Source organism: Niallia sp. Man26 (genome assembly GCF_022049065.2).
In the GTDB taxonomy this organism is placed as follows: Bacteria; Bacillota; Bacilli; order Bacillales; family Cytobacillaceae; genus Niallia.
Genome location: NZ_CP095743.1, coordinates 547,740 through 563,775, shown reverse-complemented (window position 1 = coordinate 563,775; position 16,036 = coordinate 547,740). Strand labels below are relative to the sequence as shown.

At 38.9% G+C, this 16,036-nt stretch carries 17 protein-coding genes; 4 read left to right on the top strand and 13 right to left on the bottom strand.

Annotated elements, in window-relative coordinates; all coding sequences use genetic code 11:
- Positions 1–160 precede the first annotated feature (160 nt).
- Both L8T27_RS02865 and L8T27_RS02860 read right to left on the bottom strand, forming a co-directional pair.
- On the bottom strand, positions 161–616 hold the full coding sequence (locus L8T27_RS02865) for an AraC family transcriptional regulator (protein ID WP_237940705.1): 456 nt from the start codon (positions 614–616) through the stop codon (positions 161–163).
- 98 nt (positions 617–714) lie between these two features.
- The gene (locus tag L8T27_RS02860) at positions 715–1,488 is read right to left on the bottom strand and encodes a DeoR/GlpR family DNA-binding transcription regulator (RefSeq protein WP_233316342.1); all 774 of its coding nucleotides are present in this window, start codon (positions 1,486–1,488) and stop codon (positions 715–717) included.
- Between the two features lie 172 nt (positions 1,489–1,660).
- Here L8T27_RS02860 and L8T27_RS02855 point away from each other — a divergent pair, with 172 nt between their 5' ends.
- The 3 genes from L8T27_RS02855 to L8T27_RS02845 are packed head-to-tail and all read left to right on the top strand — an operon-like array spanning position 1,661 to position 4,919.
- The gene (locus L8T27_RS02855) at positions 1,661–2,890 is read left to right on the top strand and encodes an amidohydrolase (RefSeq protein WP_237940704.1); all 1,230 of its coding nucleotides are present in this window, start codon (positions 1,661–1,663) and stop codon (positions 2,888–2,890) included.
- 7 nt (positions 2,891–2,897) lie between these two features.
- Positions 2,898–4,127 carry an amidohydrolase family protein gene (locus L8T27_RS02850; RefSeq protein WP_237940702.1) on the top strand — a complete coding sequence of 410 codons (1,230 nt, stop codon included), beginning with the start codon at positions 2,898–2,900 and terminating at the stop codon, positions 4,125–4,127.
- Positions 4,128–4,160: 33 nt separating this feature from the next.
- Positions 4,161–4,919, top strand: a complete 759-nt coding sequence (locus L8T27_RS02845; RefSeq protein ID WP_481858856.1) for an ankyrin repeat domain-containing protein — start codon at positions 4,161–4,163, stop codon at positions 4,917–4,919.
- Between the two features lie 74 nt (positions 4,920–4,993).
- Here the strand turns inward: L8T27_RS02845 and L8T27_RS02840 are convergent, their stop codons facing one another.
- From L8T27_RS02840 to nirB, 5 genes are read right to left on the bottom strand one after another with little or no spacing between them, the layout of a single operon-like run.
- Positions 4,994–5,794 (bottom strand): formate/nitrite transporter family protein, encoded by an 801-nt coding sequence (locus L8T27_RS02840; RefSeq protein WP_233316339.1) that lies wholly within the window; start codon positions 5,792–5,794, stop codon positions 4,994–4,996.
- A 12-nt stretch (positions 5,795–5,806) separates the two neighbouring features.
- Complete coding sequence (locus L8T27_RS02835) at positions 5,807–6,541, bottom strand: sirohydrochlorin chelatase (RefSeq protein WP_237940701.1); 735 nt, start codon at positions 6,539–6,541, stop codon at positions 5,807–5,809.
- The gene (cobA, locus tag L8T27_RS02830; protein WP_237940699.1) at positions 6,496–7,971 is read right to left on the bottom strand and encodes a uroporphyrinogen-III C-methyltransferase; all 1,476 of its coding nucleotides are present in this window, start codon (positions 7,969–7,971) and stop codon (positions 6,496–6,498) included. The genes L8T27_RS02835 and cobA overlap by 46 nt, the downstream gene beginning before the upstream one ends.
- 3 nt (positions 7,972–7,974) lie before the next feature.
- Positions 7,975–8,292, bottom strand: a complete 318-nt coding sequence (gene nirD, locus L8T27_RS02825) for a nitrite reductase small subunit NirD (RefSeq protein ID WP_233316336.1) — start codon at positions 8,290–8,292, stop codon at positions 7,975–7,977.
- 33 nt (positions 8,293–8,325) lie between these two features.
- A complete protein-coding gene (gene nirB / locus L8T27_RS02820) occupies positions 8,326–10,731 on the bottom strand; it encodes a nitrite reductase large subunit NirB (RefSeq protein ID WP_237940697.1) in 2,406 nt (801 codons plus the stop codon).
- Positions 10,732–11,145: 414 nt separating this feature from the next.
- On the opposite strand from nirB, the gene L8T27_RS02815 reads away from it, so the two are divergent.
- Entirely contained in the window at positions 11,146–11,916 is a 771-nt protein-coding gene (locus tag L8T27_RS02815) for an SDR family NAD(P)-dependent oxidoreductase (RefSeq protein ID WP_233316334.1), read from the top strand.
- Positions 11,917–12,118: 202 nt separating this feature from the next.
- Here the strand turns inward: L8T27_RS02815 and L8T27_RS02810 are convergent, their stop codons facing one another.
- From L8T27_RS02810 to L8T27_RS02785, 6 genes are all read right to left on the bottom strand, one after another.
- Complete coding sequence (locus L8T27_RS02810) at positions 12,119–12,790, bottom strand: HAD family hydrolase (RefSeq protein WP_237942227.1); 672 nt, start codon at positions 12,788–12,790, stop codon at positions 12,119–12,121.
- Positions 12,791–12,813: 23 nt separating this feature from the next.
- Positions 12,814–13,485, bottom strand: coding sequence for a transaldolase family protein (locus L8T27_RS02805; RefSeq protein ID WP_233316333.1), 672 nt, complete (start codon positions 13,483–13,485; stop codon positions 12,814–12,816).
- Between the two features lie 103 nt (positions 13,486–13,588).
- Entirely contained in the window at positions 13,589–13,948 is a 360-nt protein-coding gene (locus L8T27_RS02800) for a PTS glucitol/sorbitol transporter subunit IIA (protein ID WP_237940696.1), read from the bottom strand.
- 60 nt (positions 13,949–14,008) lie between these two features.
- Complete coding sequence (srlE, locus tag L8T27_RS02795) at positions 14,009–15,010, bottom strand: PTS glucitol/sorbitol transporter subunit IIB (RefSeq protein WP_233316331.1); 1,002 nt, start codon at positions 15,008–15,010, stop codon at positions 14,009–14,011.
- Between the two features lie 19 nt (positions 15,011–15,029).
- Entirely contained in the window at positions 15,030–15,575 is a 546-nt protein-coding gene (gene srlA / locus L8T27_RS02790; protein ID WP_233316330.1) for a PTS glucitol/sorbitol transporter subunit IIC, read from the bottom strand.
- 21 nt (positions 15,576–15,596) lie between these two features.
- Positions 15,597–16,022: a transcriptional regulator GutM gene (locus L8T27_RS02785; RefSeq protein ID WP_237940694.1), complete on the bottom strand. Its 426-nt coding sequence runs from the start codon at positions 16,020–16,022 to the stop codon at positions 15,597–15,599.
- Positions 16,023–16,036: the final 14 nt, after the last annotated feature.

The window sequence follows — 16,036 nt, the reverse complement described above, 5'->3', positions numbered from 1 at the left end:
TCAAAATGCAGAGTCTTGAAAAGTTTTTCATCCTCTATTATTAGTTGAAAGGGCAATTTTAAAACCCCAATAAATGATTTATTGGGGTAATCCCGTTATCCCTTTAATAGACTCCAGAGATAAACAATAATTACGGGAAGATTATATGCTTCTGCCACCCTCACCGAATCGGAACACACAACTCACAATAATGCTCCTCAACAAGCTCAAGGCTGTACCTCTCCAACACAGGCCTCGTTTCATCATGCTTTAACCCTTGTTCATCTAATACTAAAGGAAATTCAACCCAAGCCTTTTGAACAGCTTCTGCAGTGTGGGCAATTTTAAAGACTGCGTACTTCCCTCCACTCATATGCCCAGTTTTGACTTCCTCCCTATCTGTTACAAACCCTTGTGGGACAATTAAGCATGTGTCGTATCGGCAATCTTGTGGTGCAGTTAACAGTGGATTGTCTTGGGCAATACCGAGAATGCTAGATTTCTGATTCAGTAAGTTATTAGCCTTCAGCCAGCCTTTGAACTTCTTCATTAATTGTTCGTTTCTACGTCCATACGGACCAATTTGTCTCATATAGGCTACTAGGCAAGACGGCATGTTTTCGATTCTAAGTTTCATTTCATATCCCTTTCCAATTAAAGTACATCGATGTCTGAACACATCGTATAATGTACTAAAATGGAAAACAACTGGAATTTAAAAAGTTTTCGTTTTTTTTACCTTCCGAGCTCGTCAGGAGCAGCGATTACTTGGATATTATGCTTTTCTAGCAGTTCAAGCATATTTTTCGGTATTTCTTTTTCCGTAATGACTATGTCGATGTCTTCTAAGCCGCATACTTTTTGAAAAAAGGTTTTATTAAACTTCGTAGAGTCTACAAGGACAATAACTGTATCAGCACACTTTACCATTTCACGGTTAAGAAGACCTTCCTCTTCAATAGATGTAGACAGACCAGTTTCAGATATACCGCAAGTTCCGATAAAGCATTTGTTCACTTTATAGTCTTGAATATCTTTCATTGCCCGTGATCCGTATATAGCACGGTGATTCTTTGACAGAGTTCCGCCTAACAGGTTAATGCGGATGTTTTCTCTTACTAATAATTCATTGGCCACATCCATTGAGTTCGTTACAATATTATGGTTCTGGCTTGTTAAGTATTTTGTTAAAGCGAGTACTGTTGTTGATGCGTCCAAAATAAGATGGTCTCCATCACGAATCAATGTGGCTGCTAGTTTGCCAATCTCATTTTTTGCTTTTAGTGCCATTTCTGCACGCTCATCGAAATTATAAACCTCGTTGGATAATTGTGCTCTTTTTGCTCCGCCTCTGATTCTAATTACTTTTTTTGCTTCTTCTAGCAGTATTAAATCTCTTCGTGCTGTATCTTTAGATACATGATTCATTTCACAGATTGTTTCTATATCAACTCTCTCATTTACATGTAAATATTGGACAATTGCTTCGAGTCTTTCATCTTGTAACATTATTTCACCTCGTTCTTTTATTATAAGTTTTTTTAAGTCAATTTGCAAAATATCGCATTTTATTTAAGTTTTTTTGCTTGAATATGCATTTTTAGTTCGTTATGATTACTGTAAACAACTATGTATAACTTATTTCTCCTTAACTAATTATCACAAAGAAAGTGGTGACACAATGTCTTCATCCTACTGGCTAACAAATGTATGTTTAGAAAAAGGTTATCGCTATGAACATGGGGCGATTATTGGCACAATAACGGAAAACTGCCACCTGTTTGTCGAAAATGGCAAAATCGCCAACATCATCTCTGCTGATACGTTGCTGGACGATCATTTACCAAAAAAAGATGTTCATAATTTATTAGCTTTACCCTCCTTTGTTGAAAAGCATGTTCATTTAGACAAGACATTACTTGGAGATAAATGGCGTGCAGTTACACCTGTTTCAAGCATTTTTGAACGGTTTGAACTTGAAAAAAACGTGTTGCCCACCCTTCCAACGACAACAAAAGAAAGGGCTCAAGCACTTATTGAAGTTCTGCTACAAGCTGGTTCTACACATATTCGCACACATGTGGATATCTATCAAGAAGCAGGCCTAAAAAACTTCTTTGAGGTTCAGGAAGCACTTGCAGAATATGAAGGGAAATTATCTTACGAGATTGTTGCTTTTCCACAGCATGGCTTGCTATTGAATAACTGCGCAGATTTAGTAAGAGATGCTGTCCGCAATGGAGCAGGCTTAGTGGGTGGTGTTGACCCTGCCAATGTTGATGGAAATATGGAAAAATCCTTACAGCAGATGATGGATATTGCTGTGGAAGAAAATGTAGGTATTGATTTGCATTTACATGATCCTGGTCAGCTTGGGTTAGCGACAATTAGAAGGCTGGCAAAACTGACAGAAGAGGCCGGCTGGCATGGACGAGTGGCCATCAGCCATGCTTTTGCATTAGGAGACATGGGTAAAGGGGAAGCTGATGAAATGGCACGGATGCTTGCTGAACTTGGCATTTCCATTATTACTAGTGTACCAATTGGCAGAACCATCCCCCCCGTCAGCTTTCTTCATGATAAAGGAGTTCAAGTTGCAGTTGCTTGTGACAATATTTTTGACTCATGGTCGCCCTTTGGCAATGGAGATATTTTAGAGAGAGCCAGCACATTAGCCCAGCTTTCCGGCAGATCAACAGAACAAAAGCTTGCAGAAACTCTTGGTTTTATAACAGGCGGAATTACACCATTGAACAAAAATGGACAGCAGGTTTGGCCGAAAATCGGCGATGAGGCAAGCATTGTCTTTACAGAAGCAAGCTGCTCTGCTGAAGCAATTGCCAGAAGATCAAACCGCCCAGCAGTTCTGTATAAAGGAAAATTAGTAGCAGGTGGATTTACGAAAGGATGATTCATAGATGACACATTCTTCTTATTGGCTGAAAAATGTCCGTTTAGAAACAGGATATCAATTTAAAGACGATATAGTTACTGGCACAAACACATCCATTTTCCATATTCTCATTGAAAACGGAAAATTTGCTGAGATTGTTCCTGAGTCAACATTCATTAGTGATGATGTTATCAAGTATGATGCAAGAAAATCTCTAATGCTGCCAACATTTAAAGAAATGCATATTCACATTGATAAAACTTATTATGGCGGTCCATGGAAAGCTGTTACACCAGCAAAAAACATCTTTGATCGCTTTGCAGAGGAAAAAGAACTGCTGCCTCAACTGCTGCCGACTGCCAAAGAAAGAGCAATGAAAATCTTAGATTTACTGATTGGGTTCGGTTCAACCCATGTCCGCACCCATGTTAACATTGATCCTGTCATCGGACTGAAAAATTTAGAAGCTTCACTAGAAGCTCTTGCTTCCTTCTCGGGAAAGATTTCACATGAGATTGTTGCTTTCCCTCAGCATGGTTTGCTTCATTCTGGTGTAGCGAGTCTTGTCAAAGAAGCACTAACAAATGGTGCTACACATGTTGGCGGAGTGGATCCGCATTCAGTCGACGGGAATATAGAAAAATCGTTGAATACGATTATAGAGATGGCCGTTGATACTAATTCAGAGGTGGATATCCATATCCATGACAGAGACCATTTAGGGTTGTTTACAATGAATCGATTGGCTGATTTAACGGAGCAAGCAGGTTTGCACAACAAAGTAACCGTCAGCCACGCCTTTGGATTTGCCGGTGTTCCTGATATAAAAGCTGCTGAACTGGCCGAGCGCTTTGCTCATCTTGGAATCGCAGTGACTACAACAGTCCCTATTGGTAAATTAATCATGCCTATTCCATTATTAACAAAGAAAGGTGTTCCAGTATTACTAGGCACAGACAGCCTTACTGACCATTGGTCCCCGTTTGGCAACGGCGATAATTTAGAAAAGGTTGGCCGTCTCGCAGAGCTTTACGGCTATGTGGATGAATGGTCTTTATCACAGTCACTGCGGTTTGCGACTGGGGGAAAAACACCGTTAAATAAGCAAGGCAAACAAGTTTGGCCAATTGTTGGAGATGATGCTGATATGAATCTTGTTAAAGCATCATGCAGTGCTGAAGCAGTGGCAAGACGGGCAACTAGAGAAGCAGTCTTTTATAAAGGAACATTGCTATCAGGGTCTCTTTCCCGCTAATACCGACAAAGGATAAAGGAGGGAAAATTCTTTTTGCGAACTCTATTAATCTTATTTTTAGCCACAATCATTTTGGTTGGTTGTCAACCAGCTCCAGAACAACAGAAAACGGCTAACCAGGACAAAGAGAACAACTCAGAAGAAACAATGATGAAACATAAGGAGGCTGACTCAGAAGAACCGATGAGTAATCAAGAAAAAGAGCAGTTTTTTCAAGCAGTGGAGACTGGCAATATATCTGAAATTACGAGTTTCATAGAAAAGGGAATCGATATTAACAGTGTCGATCAAGAGGGCCGGACTGCAGCAATGGTTGCTACTTACAACAATGATCCAGAAACAGTAAAGCTTCTGATTGAAAATGGTGCTGATGTTAATATTCAAGATAATATGAAAAATAACCCTTTCTTGTATGCTGGGGCAGAAGGATATTTAGAAATTGTTAAGCTGACTATAAATGCTGGAGCAGATCCAAAGCTGGTAAATAGATTTGGCGGAACAGCATTAATTCCTGCATCTGAGCACGGCTATGTGGATGTTATTAAAGAGCTTCTCGACAACACGGATATAGATGTTAACCATGTTAATAATCTTGGCTGGACAGCTATGCTAGAAGCAATTGTGCTTAGTGATGGCGGGGAAAATCAACAGGAAACAATTCAATTATTAATAAAGCATGGAGCAGATGTTAACATCCCTGACTCGAATGGGGTTACTCCCCTTCAACATGCAAAGGAGCTAGGTTTTACGGAGATAAAAGATATTCTTATAGATGCAGGCGCTAAAAAATAGGAAGAGGGGCAAGTTATAATTGGATAACTTGCCCTCTTCCTGTTTTTTTGTGAATAAATTCACATAATATTATATTATGCTTCCTTCTTAAAAGACTTAACAACCGCTTGTGTCTTTTCTGAAATATTATACCAATACGCAGCACCTACAAAAACAGCGCCTCCGATAATATTGCCAAGTGTTACTGGCAGCAAATTAGCAAACATCCCCCCAAAAGAGACTGTCTCAGGATGCGGGATGATTAACGCAATAGATAGCAACGTCATATTTGCAATGCTATGTTCAAAGCCAGAAGTGATAAATGCAAAGAGACACCAAAATATCATAATTAATTTAGCCGTTTCATCCTTGAGCTTGACGGAGCACCATACAGCTAAACAAACTAATATATTACAAAGAATGCCGCGGATAAGCAATTCCATAAAAGGAGCATTCATCTTTGCTGCTGCTCCACTTGTTACAAAATCAGCTACACCGCCAATAGCTAAACCAGAATAACTGAATAATAATGCCACAAGGATAGAGCCGATAAAGTTGCCGATATAGCTGAATCCCCATACTTTGCCCGTGTCTTTCCAGGTCACTTTATTTTCCAGCATCCCAATTGTCATCACCATATTATTGCCAGTAAAAAGATCTGCGCCTGCCATAATCACTAAGCTCAAAGCAATACCAAAGGAGACTCCCATGATAATTTTTGTACCAGCAAACTCAGCTGGAGCCAGCATACCGCCAATTGTAAAAATAAGAATTATCCCTAATCCAACGAAAAAACCAGCAAGCATTGAGCCTACTATATACTTACTTTTGTTTGCATTAAGTGCATTTGTCTTCATTAATGCAGTGTTACTAAAAGCTGTAATTACATCTTTCATGTTAAACACTCCTCATCTTGCTTCATTTCCCCGTTCAGCCATTATTTGCTCTTGCATCCTTTCTAACAGCACCTGCTTCAGGCGTGAGTCGTATTGCAGCGGATCACAAAGAATGACCTCTTGGCGGCTGTTCGCAACAGCACTTTCCATTCTTTTTAACAGCATACCTGTAAATAATAGATATGGGACAATATAAATTTTGCTGTACTCTTGCTGAAGTTTATTCAACTCATTAACAAAGTCCGGCTTACCAGCAGTTAAAAAGGCAGTATAGACAGGTGCATCTAATCTGCGGTAAATATGATGGCTCATTTCCAACAGCTTCAGAATTGGTTCAGGATCACTGCTGCCTCTGCCGACAATTAGAATACTTCCTTCATTGTCGATTCGTTTTTCTTGAATTCGTTTTATGACTAAGTCTATCATTTTGGGATGAACATCAAATGGTCTAGAAACATAGAAGTTTACCTCTGGAAATATCACTTTCATTTCAGCTAGCTCTTCTGGAATATCTCTCTTAAAATGAGTTGCCGCAAACAGCAAAACAGGAACTACTAAGATATCTTTTGCTCCGCCTGTAATTACCTTTTTCATTGTTTCAGAAATTGATGGTGAAACAAGCTCTAAAAAGGCAACTTCTTGAACCTGTATATTCACTTCTTTTTTTACTTCTTCAACAAACGTTGTAAACTGTTTGTTTCCTATAGGCTTAATGCTGCCATGTCCAATGTATACAATTGCGTCCATTCGTGATCACGCATCCATTCTTTTTTATCTAATTCTTGCTGGACCTTCTCATCTACACGCCTGAATCCCATTTGTAATGCATATTTTTTTACTGATTGACCTATTGCAGCAAAAGACAATTCCTTAGGATCTCTTTTAGTATAATAATTCCATTCTTGCTGAAAGAGATCGATTGAGCGTTTATTCGAAAAAACAACAGTTTCCCAAGCATCTTCTGTCAATAATCGTTCATTTATCTCATCAAATCTAGTATCGATATCCACATGATGACTTGGTATTACGAGCAAATTATTCGAAAATGTATTTTCAGTTAATGCCTGCATGTCACCAATTAAAACCGCTTTGCTTCTATCAAAGGATGCCTTATTACTGTGCACTCCTCTTTTTTGTAGCTCTTCACGGACTTTTTCAGACAGATGTTCAATCCGCCGCGGAAGATTCCTTATATCATACCCAGCCTTAAACAGCTGGGAGAATAAGATATCTATTCCTTCCGGAGAAGCAAAAATTAATCTTTCAGCTTCCATCACTATTTGCAATTCTTCATTTGAAAAGGAATGAGGGATTGTTAGTAAAGCAGGAAATGCATAAGCTTCTGCTCCGTTGATTGTAAAATGCCTTTCAAGCATGCTTTCTTCTTGGTCACCTGCAATCAGCAGCTTTCGTTGATAAAAAGGTTTTTTCTCAAACCAAGCAATGCTTGACCGCAGCTTGACCACATCACCAACTATCGTTAAAGCAGGGTTTTTCACATTTGCTTCCGTTACCTTTTCAACAATTGTCTTTAATGTGCCTTCTACCACCCTCTGTTTTCCTAAAGTCCCCCATTCAATAACAGCTGCCTTTGTATTACTAGCATAGCCTTCTAATAGTAACTGCTCGCAGATGTCCGGCAAGCCTTGTACCCCCATATAGTACGCTAGTGTTTCTCCTGCCGCTTCCTGCTTAGGTAAGGATGTTAAACCTTCATTTTTCTTGCATCTATGCCCTGTTCTAATCGTAAAACTATTGCTGTAATCGCGGTGCGTTACTGGAATGCCTGCATAGATGCTCGCGGCAATGCTTGCTGTTATTCCAGGCACTATCTCAAACGGTATATTGTATTTGGCAATTGCTTCTGCTTCTTCGCCGACTCTGCCAAAAACAGAAGGATCACCGCCTTTTAACCGGACTACATATTTTCCCTTTAATGACTCCCTTACTAATGTTTCATTAATCTTTTCTTGCCGCATAATATGATGATTTGGCAGCTTTCCGCAGTATATGAAAACACAGTCATTCTTTGTGAAGCGTAAAAGCCGCGGATTGGCGAGACGGTCGTACAAAACAACATCCGCTTTCCGTAAGCACTCCATCCCCTTTGCAGTAATCAAGCCAATATCTCCAGGTCCTGCTCCCACAAATGCTACATACCCCTTGTTTGTTTTCATTTTTTACACCATTACATAAATTTCGTCGTCTTTTATTAATGTTTCATATACTTCTACACAGCCCTCGTCTGGTTTTTGCACGAGCCCTGTAACTAAAGAAATCTTCCAATCATGCAGCGGGCAGAAAACATACTCTCCAGACACAATCCCCTCTGCCAAAGGGCCGTTTTGATGTGGGCAGCGGTTCTCTATCGCTCTTACTTCACCATTAGAAAGATGAAATAAAGCAATTGATTTTCCTTTCAGATGCACTTCTTTGCCGATTTGAACTGGCAGATCCGCTTTTTTCATAATTTTCGTCCATTCTTTTGTTGCTGTCATTTTTACTTCCCCCTCCATTTTTATCCTTAACGATTATCCTTTAATTACTTCATACATTTCTCGTTTCGTTTCATCACTCAATATGGAAGACCAAGCCTCTTTATATGTTAATCGCGCCTTTTCAAAACGGCTTACAAACTGTTTAACATTCTCTTCATTTAATAGTGTTTCTTTCACCTTATCAGCGCCTGTGCGCTCTACCCATGGAGCTGTTCTTTCTCCGTAATTCGCATTTTCCCGGTAATATTGTACATATGCTTTTGCAAATGTTATAACCTCTTCTTCTGTTTTAACAGTAGTTAAGCTGTCACACTCTCGAACTTCGGTGCCTCCATTTCCGCCGAAATACAGCTGATAGCCATTTTCTACACAAACAACCCCAAAGTCTTTTGTCAGCACTTCAGCACAGTTACGCGGACAGCCAGTAACTCCCATCTTCATTTTATGCGGCGTATCCACCATCTCTATCGCTTGTTCAAGTTTAATGCCAAGCCCTAAAGAGTCCTTAGTCCCAAAACGACAGAATGTTGAACCGACACAGGATTTGACGTTTCGAAGTGATTTAGAATAAGCATAGCCAGAACGCATTCCTAAGTCCTCCCATACATGTGGTACATCCTCTTTTTTCACTCCGTACAGTCCGATGCGGCTTGCACCTGTAATTTTCACTAACGGAACATTATACTTTTTCGCTGCTTCGCCCAGTTTAATTAATTCGTCTGCCGTCGTTGTTCCGCCATACATCCGAGGGACAACAGAAAATGTACCATCTTTTTGAATATTTCCTTCCATCTTTTCATTCACGAATCTTGATGCTTTATCATCCTCGTATTCTTCCGGGAACAGCATGCGCATATAGTAATTCAAAGCCGGACGACATTTAGAACATCCTTCTTCACTTGCAAACTCAAGAACCATTCGCACTTCCTTCGGTGATTTCAGCTGCTTCTCTTTTATTTGTGCGACTACTTCGTCACGAGTTAATGCTGTACAGCTGCACATTCCTGTCTTCTGCAAAGATGCATCAAAACCGTCTCCAAGGGTATGTGCTAAAATACTCTCTACCATTGGTTTACATTTGCCGCAAGATCCGCCTGCTTTTGTACAGCCTTTCACTTCTTCAAATGTGCTTAGTCCTTGCTCTAGAATGGATTGGATGATTGTTCCTTTTGTTACCCCGTTACAGCCGCACACTGTATCTTCCGCACTCATGCTTGCAACTAAATCTTCTTCTCTTTCCTGACCCGCTTTACTCAAAACAGACGAGCTTGTGTATTCACTGATGTCTGCCTGTTTTTTCAGCATATTAAACAGGCGATTGCCGTCAGAAGCGTCTCCGTAAAGAACAATCCCCACGATTTTATTCTCTGTTACTAAGATTTTTTTGTATAATCCTGCAAATTGGTCATGAACAATAATTGCTTGCGTATTTTCATCTTCATGGATCTTTCCACCTGAAAATAAGTCACAGCCGGCTACTTTCAGCTGAGTAGAAAGCACACTTCCTTGATAGCCCTCACTCTGTCTCCCTGTTATATAATCAGCTAAGACAGTACCTTGCTCATAAAGAGGTGCAACTAATCCATATGCTATCCCGTTATGTTCCGCACATTCTCCGACTGCATAGATAGAAGGATCAGATGTTGCCATATAATCATTAACAATAATTCCGCGGTTCACTTCTAAGTCAGCTTCTTTAGCAATTGCAATATTCGGACGAATCCCGACAGCCATCACAACAAGATCACATTCAACAGATGATCCATCTGTGAACGCTAAGCCTTGCACACGGTTCTCTCCATAAATTTCAGCTGTTTGTTTTTCCATCAAAAACTTCATACCTTGTGCTTCCAAATCTTTTCTTAAGAGATTCGCTGCTGCTGCATCCAGCTGCTGCTCCATTAAGGTCGGCAATAAATGAACAACATGGACATCCATGCCACGGTCAATTAACCCTCTTGCCGCTTCTAATCCCAATAAGCCACCGCCAATAACAACAGCCTTTTTATAGTTTTGAGCTGTTTCCAGCATTTTTTCTGTATCTTTAATCGTCCTAAATCCGATAACTCCTTCTAATTCACTTCCGGGAATCGGCAGGATAAAGGCACTCGATCCTGTAGCAATAATTAGCTCATCATAGTTAATGAGTTGGTTTTTATCTGTGACTAGTTCTTTTTTATTTCTATCAATCTTAATAACCTTTTCTCCCGTTATTAAGTGAATGTGATTTTCCTCATACCAGCTCCAGTCATTAATGTAAATATCATCGACCGTCGTCTTTCCTTGCAAAACATTTGAAAGCATAATGCGATTATAGTTTGGATAAGGTTCATCTCCAATAATGGTAATATCAAAGCTATCAGTATTTCTCTTTAGTATTTCTTCAACAGTTCGGACTCCTGCCATGCCGTTTCCAATCATGACTAATTTCTTTTTCATTGTCTTCCCCTCCAAGATAAGGACTAGAAAATCGATATGATTGTGAAATAAATCACATATATAGTTGTTACACTTAAACTATAAGTTTTCAAAACTATATTGAATATTCCCCCCTAAATACAAAACCTTATAAAGAAGTAGTGGAAATGCATCTTTTATAGTTCCATTATATCTGCTTCATTAGGTAGAAAAGACTTAAAAATTCGACGATTTTATGACAACTACTTTCATACCGTTAACCTAATAAAAATTTCCAACGCCGAAAAAGCCTTTAAACACTATTGAAATAAGGCTTTTCATTAGAAATCTTGCGCCATGTTAGCCTATAATAAATAGAGGTTTATTATTCACACAATTGTCACAATATTTAGCGCAGCAAATTGTAAGCGTTATTTTTTAGAGGAGGTTATCATTTTGTCAAGATTAGCGAACAAAGTAGCCCTTATTACTGGAGGAGCAGGCGGAATTGGGAAAGTAACAGCAAAACGTTTTTTAGAGGAAGGTGCCAAAGTAGTTCTAGTAGATTTATTTCAAGAACCTCTTAATCAGGCAAAAGCAGAATTAGAAGCCTTCGGAGAAGTTATCGTTATACAAGCAGACGTATCCCAAGAGGAAGATGTGAAAAACTATGTAAAGAAAACTGTCGAGAAGTTCGGCAGAATAGATGTCTTCTTTAACAACGCAGGAATCGAAGGTAAAGTAGCTCCAATCACAGAACAAAAAGTAGAAGACTTAGACAAAGTTCTTGCCGTTAACGTTCGCGGCGTATTCTTAGGACTAAAACATGTGTTAGCCGTCATGAAGGAACAAGGAAGCGGAAGTGTTATCAATACTTCTTCTGTAGCCGGACTAAGCGGCAGCCCGAACGTAACACCTTATATTGCATCTAAACACGCAGTCGTCGGCCTAACAAAAGCCACTGCAGTAGAAGTTGCTCCATACAAAGTACGTGTCAATTCCGTTCACCCGTCCCCAGTGAACACAAGAATGATGCGCTCATTAGAAGAAGGCTTCGCACCAGGACAAGCTGAAGCAGCGAAAGCAGACATGGAAAAATCAATTCCATTAGGAAGATACGGAGAATCCGAGGACATCTCCAATCTCGTTCTATTCCTTGCTTCGGATGAAAGTGCGTTTATTACAGGTGTGCAGTATCGGGTTGATGGTGGTATGGGGGCTTTGTGATTTAAATAGAGAAATAGTCAGTTCCTCGTTTTTGTGGAGCTGGCTATTATTTTAATTACATGGAATTATAATTCACTTAAACTTCACTTTTGGAAAAAAAAATAGACACAACCCCTGCAAAGCTTTTACAGGTGTTGGTCTATTTTTTTATCATTATTAATTGTAAAAACATTATCTTATCATAACTGAAAGTGTCGTCTTTTTACTTCTCTAGCAAGTTAACAGATTTCTCCATACTCTCTATCACTTCTTGCAGTGATCTATCTGCCATACTCGCTAATTTCAAATGATAATTCTCGAATGGAAGATGCTCTGTAATTTTATTTGGAACTACTACACAGTTTAGACCGGCTGCAAGTGCAGCTTTAGAACCATTAGCTGAATCTTCAAATGCTATTGCTTCTTGCGGATTAACTCCTAAAAGCTTGATTGTATTTTTATAAAGCTCTGGATCTGGCTTCACTTTTTTGACATCATCTCTTGTTTGAATAACATCAAAATAATGAAGGATGTTCAACTCCTTTAAAAAATGTTCAACCCAATCCCTATAAGAGCTTGATGCCAAGCCAATCTTTAACCCTAGCTCTTTAGCTGCTTTCAAATAATCCTCGATTCCATCTCGTGCAAAAGGCTTACTCAATTTTGCTTTATGTAAAACAGCTGATTTTTCGATGATTTCGTCTCTTGTTAAAAGCCCATTCGATTGGCTTAGGATAAAATTATAAAGGCTGCTAGAATCAGTGCCAATATGGACAGCATATTCACTTATTGGCAGTTTTCCTGGTTCCATTTCTAAAATATCACAAAAACTTTCATATAAAGCGTATTCTGTATCAATCGTTAATCCGTCAAAATCAAAAACAATCGCTTTTATCATCTGCTTCCCCTTCTTTCCACTTAATCCAAAAGGCTTTTATTTCCGTATAATTCATACCATTCTCTACTGAATGTTTCTACATTCTCTTTAATAGATGGAACTTTAAGAAATGCTTCAATAATGTCTGGAGAAGCTGTAACCCCATGTGCTCCTGCTAGGCAAACCTCTAGTACTTGTTGGGTATTTTTAAAACTTGCTGCTAATACTTCACAATTAAAATTAGATTTTACGAATATTTCTACTATATCTTTGACAACTTGGATACCGTTGCCTGTCAAGTTATCAATTCGGTTCACATATGGAGCTACATAGTTTGCACCTGCTTTGGCAGCTAAGTATGCATTTAAGGGAGTATAAACTGTTGTTGCTAATGTCCGAATTCCAATGCCGCTCAACAATTTAATTGCTTTTAAGCCTTCGCTTGTCACAGGTATCTTGATTACTATATTCCCTTGTAATGACTTCTGAATGTACTTTGCTTCTTCCACTATGTTTTCTGCCTTGTCAGCAATTGTTTGCACAAAAAGTTCCTTCTCTACGCCTAGACTGCTTTGGATTTCTTTTAGTAAAGGTAAAAAAGGTTTGCCTTCTTTAACGATAATACTTGGGTTTGTGGTTACGCCGTCAATAGAATAGTATTCAGTAAGCATTTTAATTTTGTTTATGTCTGCAGAATCAATGAATAGTTTCATATTTCCACTCCCTTTAGGAAAAAATAAAATAGCTTAACTTCCGACGACCATTTATCTGATTACCTAGAAATGTTAAGCTATAAACTTTACTGACAAAAAATAATTAATATATTCGGATGATGTCGCCTTGCTTCACATCAGCTATTTCACTGTCTTCTAAATATAGCGTTCCTGGTAATTCTGGATTCTCCGATCCATCAAATTTGAGAGTGATATGTCCTAGGGCTGTCAGGTTTTTTTCCACAGCATCTCCGACCGATGTAATTATATAGTTTTTATCCCCTAGTTGAAGTGTATCTCCTGCTTTTATTTCATTGTCAATATTATTTACCGTAATGGATAAGCAATAATCAGCAAGTTCTGCTGGTGCATTTTCTCCAAAAAGAATCAACATTTTGTCGCCAAGAAATGCGGATACTGAAGGACCTATTTTATTAATGACTGTTTCATATTTCTTTTGCATGGTTTTTTACTCCTTTTACTCTAAAATTTTTTGTGCTATTCAAACTGTGTTGTTATATGGTTATTCATAAAGTCCAAAACTAGCAAGCCAAGCGATAAAAACGGTTGGCGCTCCTGTCAAAAACCTGCCATACAGCACAGCCGGCACTCCGACTTCCACTGTCTCAGGCTCTGCCTCAGCTAATCCTAACCCTACGGGAACAAAGTCGGCTGCAGCTTGTGAATTGATTGCAAATAATGCAGGAAGTGCTAAGTGTGGTGGAATATTGCCTTTACCGATTTCTACACCAATTAGCGTTCCTACTACTTGAGCAATAACAGCACCAGGTCCTAAAAATGGTGATAACAGCGGGAAGGAACAAACAAGTGCTATCGCCATCAATCCCCAAACATTACCGATAAATGGTGATAAAATACTTGCAAAAAGATCGCCAATGCCTGTTTCTAAGATAATTCCAATTAGCATGGCAACAAAGGCCATAAATGGAAGGATCGTTTTAATTACGGTATCAATTGCATCTCGGCCTGCTTGATAGAAAACACTTGTGATATTCCCCATTCCCATGCCAACTCTTGCCATTAAACCTTTTGGTTTCTGTTGCTCACTAATTTTTTTGCTGGAATCATATTTATATTCTTTTTCTTCCGTTTTCTCAGCAGGAGTATTCGCTGTGTTTTGCAGCACTTCCCCGTCTGCAAGCTGGATATTATCTTTTTTTACACCTGACACATAGATGTCTTCCGTAATATGTTTCGCCAATGGACCACTTTGACCTGTAGGCATTATATTAATTGTTGGTATGCGTTTTTGCGGGTATAAACCACAACGCAATGTTCCGCCGCAATCAATAATGACACATGCCATTTCTGTTTCAGGAACACTTGTTTTAAAACCATTCACTAATTCACAACCAGTTAATTCAGCAATTTTATCTGCAATATCAGGTTTTTCGCCACCTGTAATATACACAACCTTATTTTTTTCTTCTGTTGGTGTAATGACTAATGGTCCGCCAAATCCGCCTGAACCTTTTGATATTTTAATAGCTTGATATGTTTTCATTTTCCTTCACCACCATTTATTATAGTTTAACAGTATCTTTTAATTTTACATTTTGTTGTTTAGCTACATAGGCTGTCATATAATCTGTGATCCAGCCTCGCAAGAAGTTCGTTACAATCCCAACTAGGAAATAACGAAGAGCTAATTCTGCAGTATCAAAACCTAGTGCCGTAATCCCTGCTGCAACACCTAAGAAAACAAATAATTCTCCTGGGTTAACATGCGGGAATAACCCGTTATGAGTGTGGCATGAATAGGAAGCAGCTGCGTAATAGCTTGGCTTATATTTTTCAGGCAAGAACTTGCCTAATGATAATGTCATTGGATTAGCTAAAATAAATGTACCGATGATCGGTAAGATAAAATAGCGGGTAAATGGGTTTTTCGCAGACTTTCTTGCCAGCTTCTCCACCCTTTCTTCCCCAACCAAACGGACAAGTGCATTCATCGCAACCAGCAGCATGATTAACAAAGGAACAATATCTGTTACCATTCCTATAAATGTCTCGCCCCCATGCCGGAACAAGTCCATAAATTTCTCTGCGCCTTTAATTAAGATATCCATATACTAATCTCTCCTTTTCTGTCAGCTTTTTTTAGGAATTAGATAATCAATCCAGCCTTTTTTAACTCTTAACTCTCCGCCTTTAGAAATAACATCGTAGCTTTTTAAAGCATCTTCTATTGCATACTTTGTTAATTTGTTTATACCTTTATAATCTCCATCTGAAATTTTCAATAGATTTTTCCCTTCAAACCCTTTTAGTTCTCGCACTCGGGAAAACACCGTAACTCCTTGCATTTTAGCGGCTTTTATAATGTTATTTCGCTTATCAATGGCGAACATAACAACCGTTCCTGCTCTGAACATACCGGTTTTTTTGCCAATAGCTACACGGCCTAAGCGCCTTAATTCACTATACTTCCTATTGAAATGTTTAATTTGTAGAAAACCAAAAATACTTTGTAACAGCCATGCAATACCAATCAATATAATAAATCCTAAAAACATTTCCTTACCCCTTT

What these genes read in the sequence shown, in the direction of transcription:
- L8T27_RS02785 (WP_237940694.1), bottom strand. Translation starts at nt 16,022, where the DNA reads ATGTTTTTAGGATTTATTATATTGATTGGTATTGCATGGCTGTTACAA.
- srlA (WP_233316330.1), bottom strand. Translation starts at nt 15,575, where the DNA reads ATGGATATCTTAATTAAAGGCGCAGAGAAATTTATGGACTTGTTCCGG.
- L8T27_RS02865 (WP_237940705.1), bottom strand. Translation starts at nt 616, where the DNA reads ATGAAACTTAGAATCGAAAACATGCCGTCTTGCCTAGTAGCCTATATG.
- nirB (WP_237940697.1), bottom strand. Translation starts at nt 10,731, where the DNA reads ATGAAAAAGAAATTAGTCATGATTGGAAACGGCATGGCAGGAGTCCGA.
- L8T27_RS02835 (WP_237940701.1), bottom strand. Translation starts at nt 6,541, where the DNA reads ATGGACGCAATTGTATACATTGGACATGGCAGCATTAAGCCTATAGGA.
- L8T27_RS02805 (WP_233316333.1), bottom strand. Translation starts at nt 13,485, where the DNA reads ATGAAACTATTCATTGATTCTGCAGACATAAACAAAATTAAAATGCTT.
- cobA (WP_237940699.1), bottom strand. Translation starts at nt 7,971, where the DNA reads ATGAAAACAAACAAGGGGTATGTAGCATTTGTGGGAGCAGGACCTGGA.
- L8T27_RS02855 (WP_237940704.1), top strand. Translation starts at nt 1,661, where the DNA reads ATGTCTTCATCCTACTGGCTAACAAATGTATGTTTAGAAAAAGGTTAT.
- L8T27_RS02800 (WP_237940696.1), bottom strand. Translation starts at nt 13,948, where the DNA reads ATGCAAAAGAAATATGAAACAGTCATTAATAAAATAGGTCCTTCAGTA.
- L8T27_RS02840 (WP_233316339.1), bottom strand. Translation starts at nt 5,794, where the DNA reads ATGAAAGATGTAATTACAGCTTTTAGTAACACTGCATTAATGAAGACA.
- L8T27_RS02860 (WP_233316342.1), bottom strand. Translation starts at nt 1,488, where the DNA reads ATGTTACAAGATGAAAGACTCGAAGCAATTGTCCAATATTTACATGTA.
- srlE (WP_233316331.1), bottom strand. Translation starts at nt 15,010, where the DNA reads ATGAAAACATATCAAGCTATTAAAATATCAAAAGGTTCAGGCGGATTT.
- nirD (WP_233316336.1), bottom strand. Translation starts at nt 8,292, where the DNA reads ATGACAGCAACAAAAGAATGGACGAAAATTATGAAAAAAGCGGATCTG.
- L8T27_RS02850 (WP_237940702.1), top strand. Translation starts at nt 2,898, where the DNA reads ATGACACATTCTTCTTATTGGCTGAAAAATGTCCGTTTAGAAACAGGA.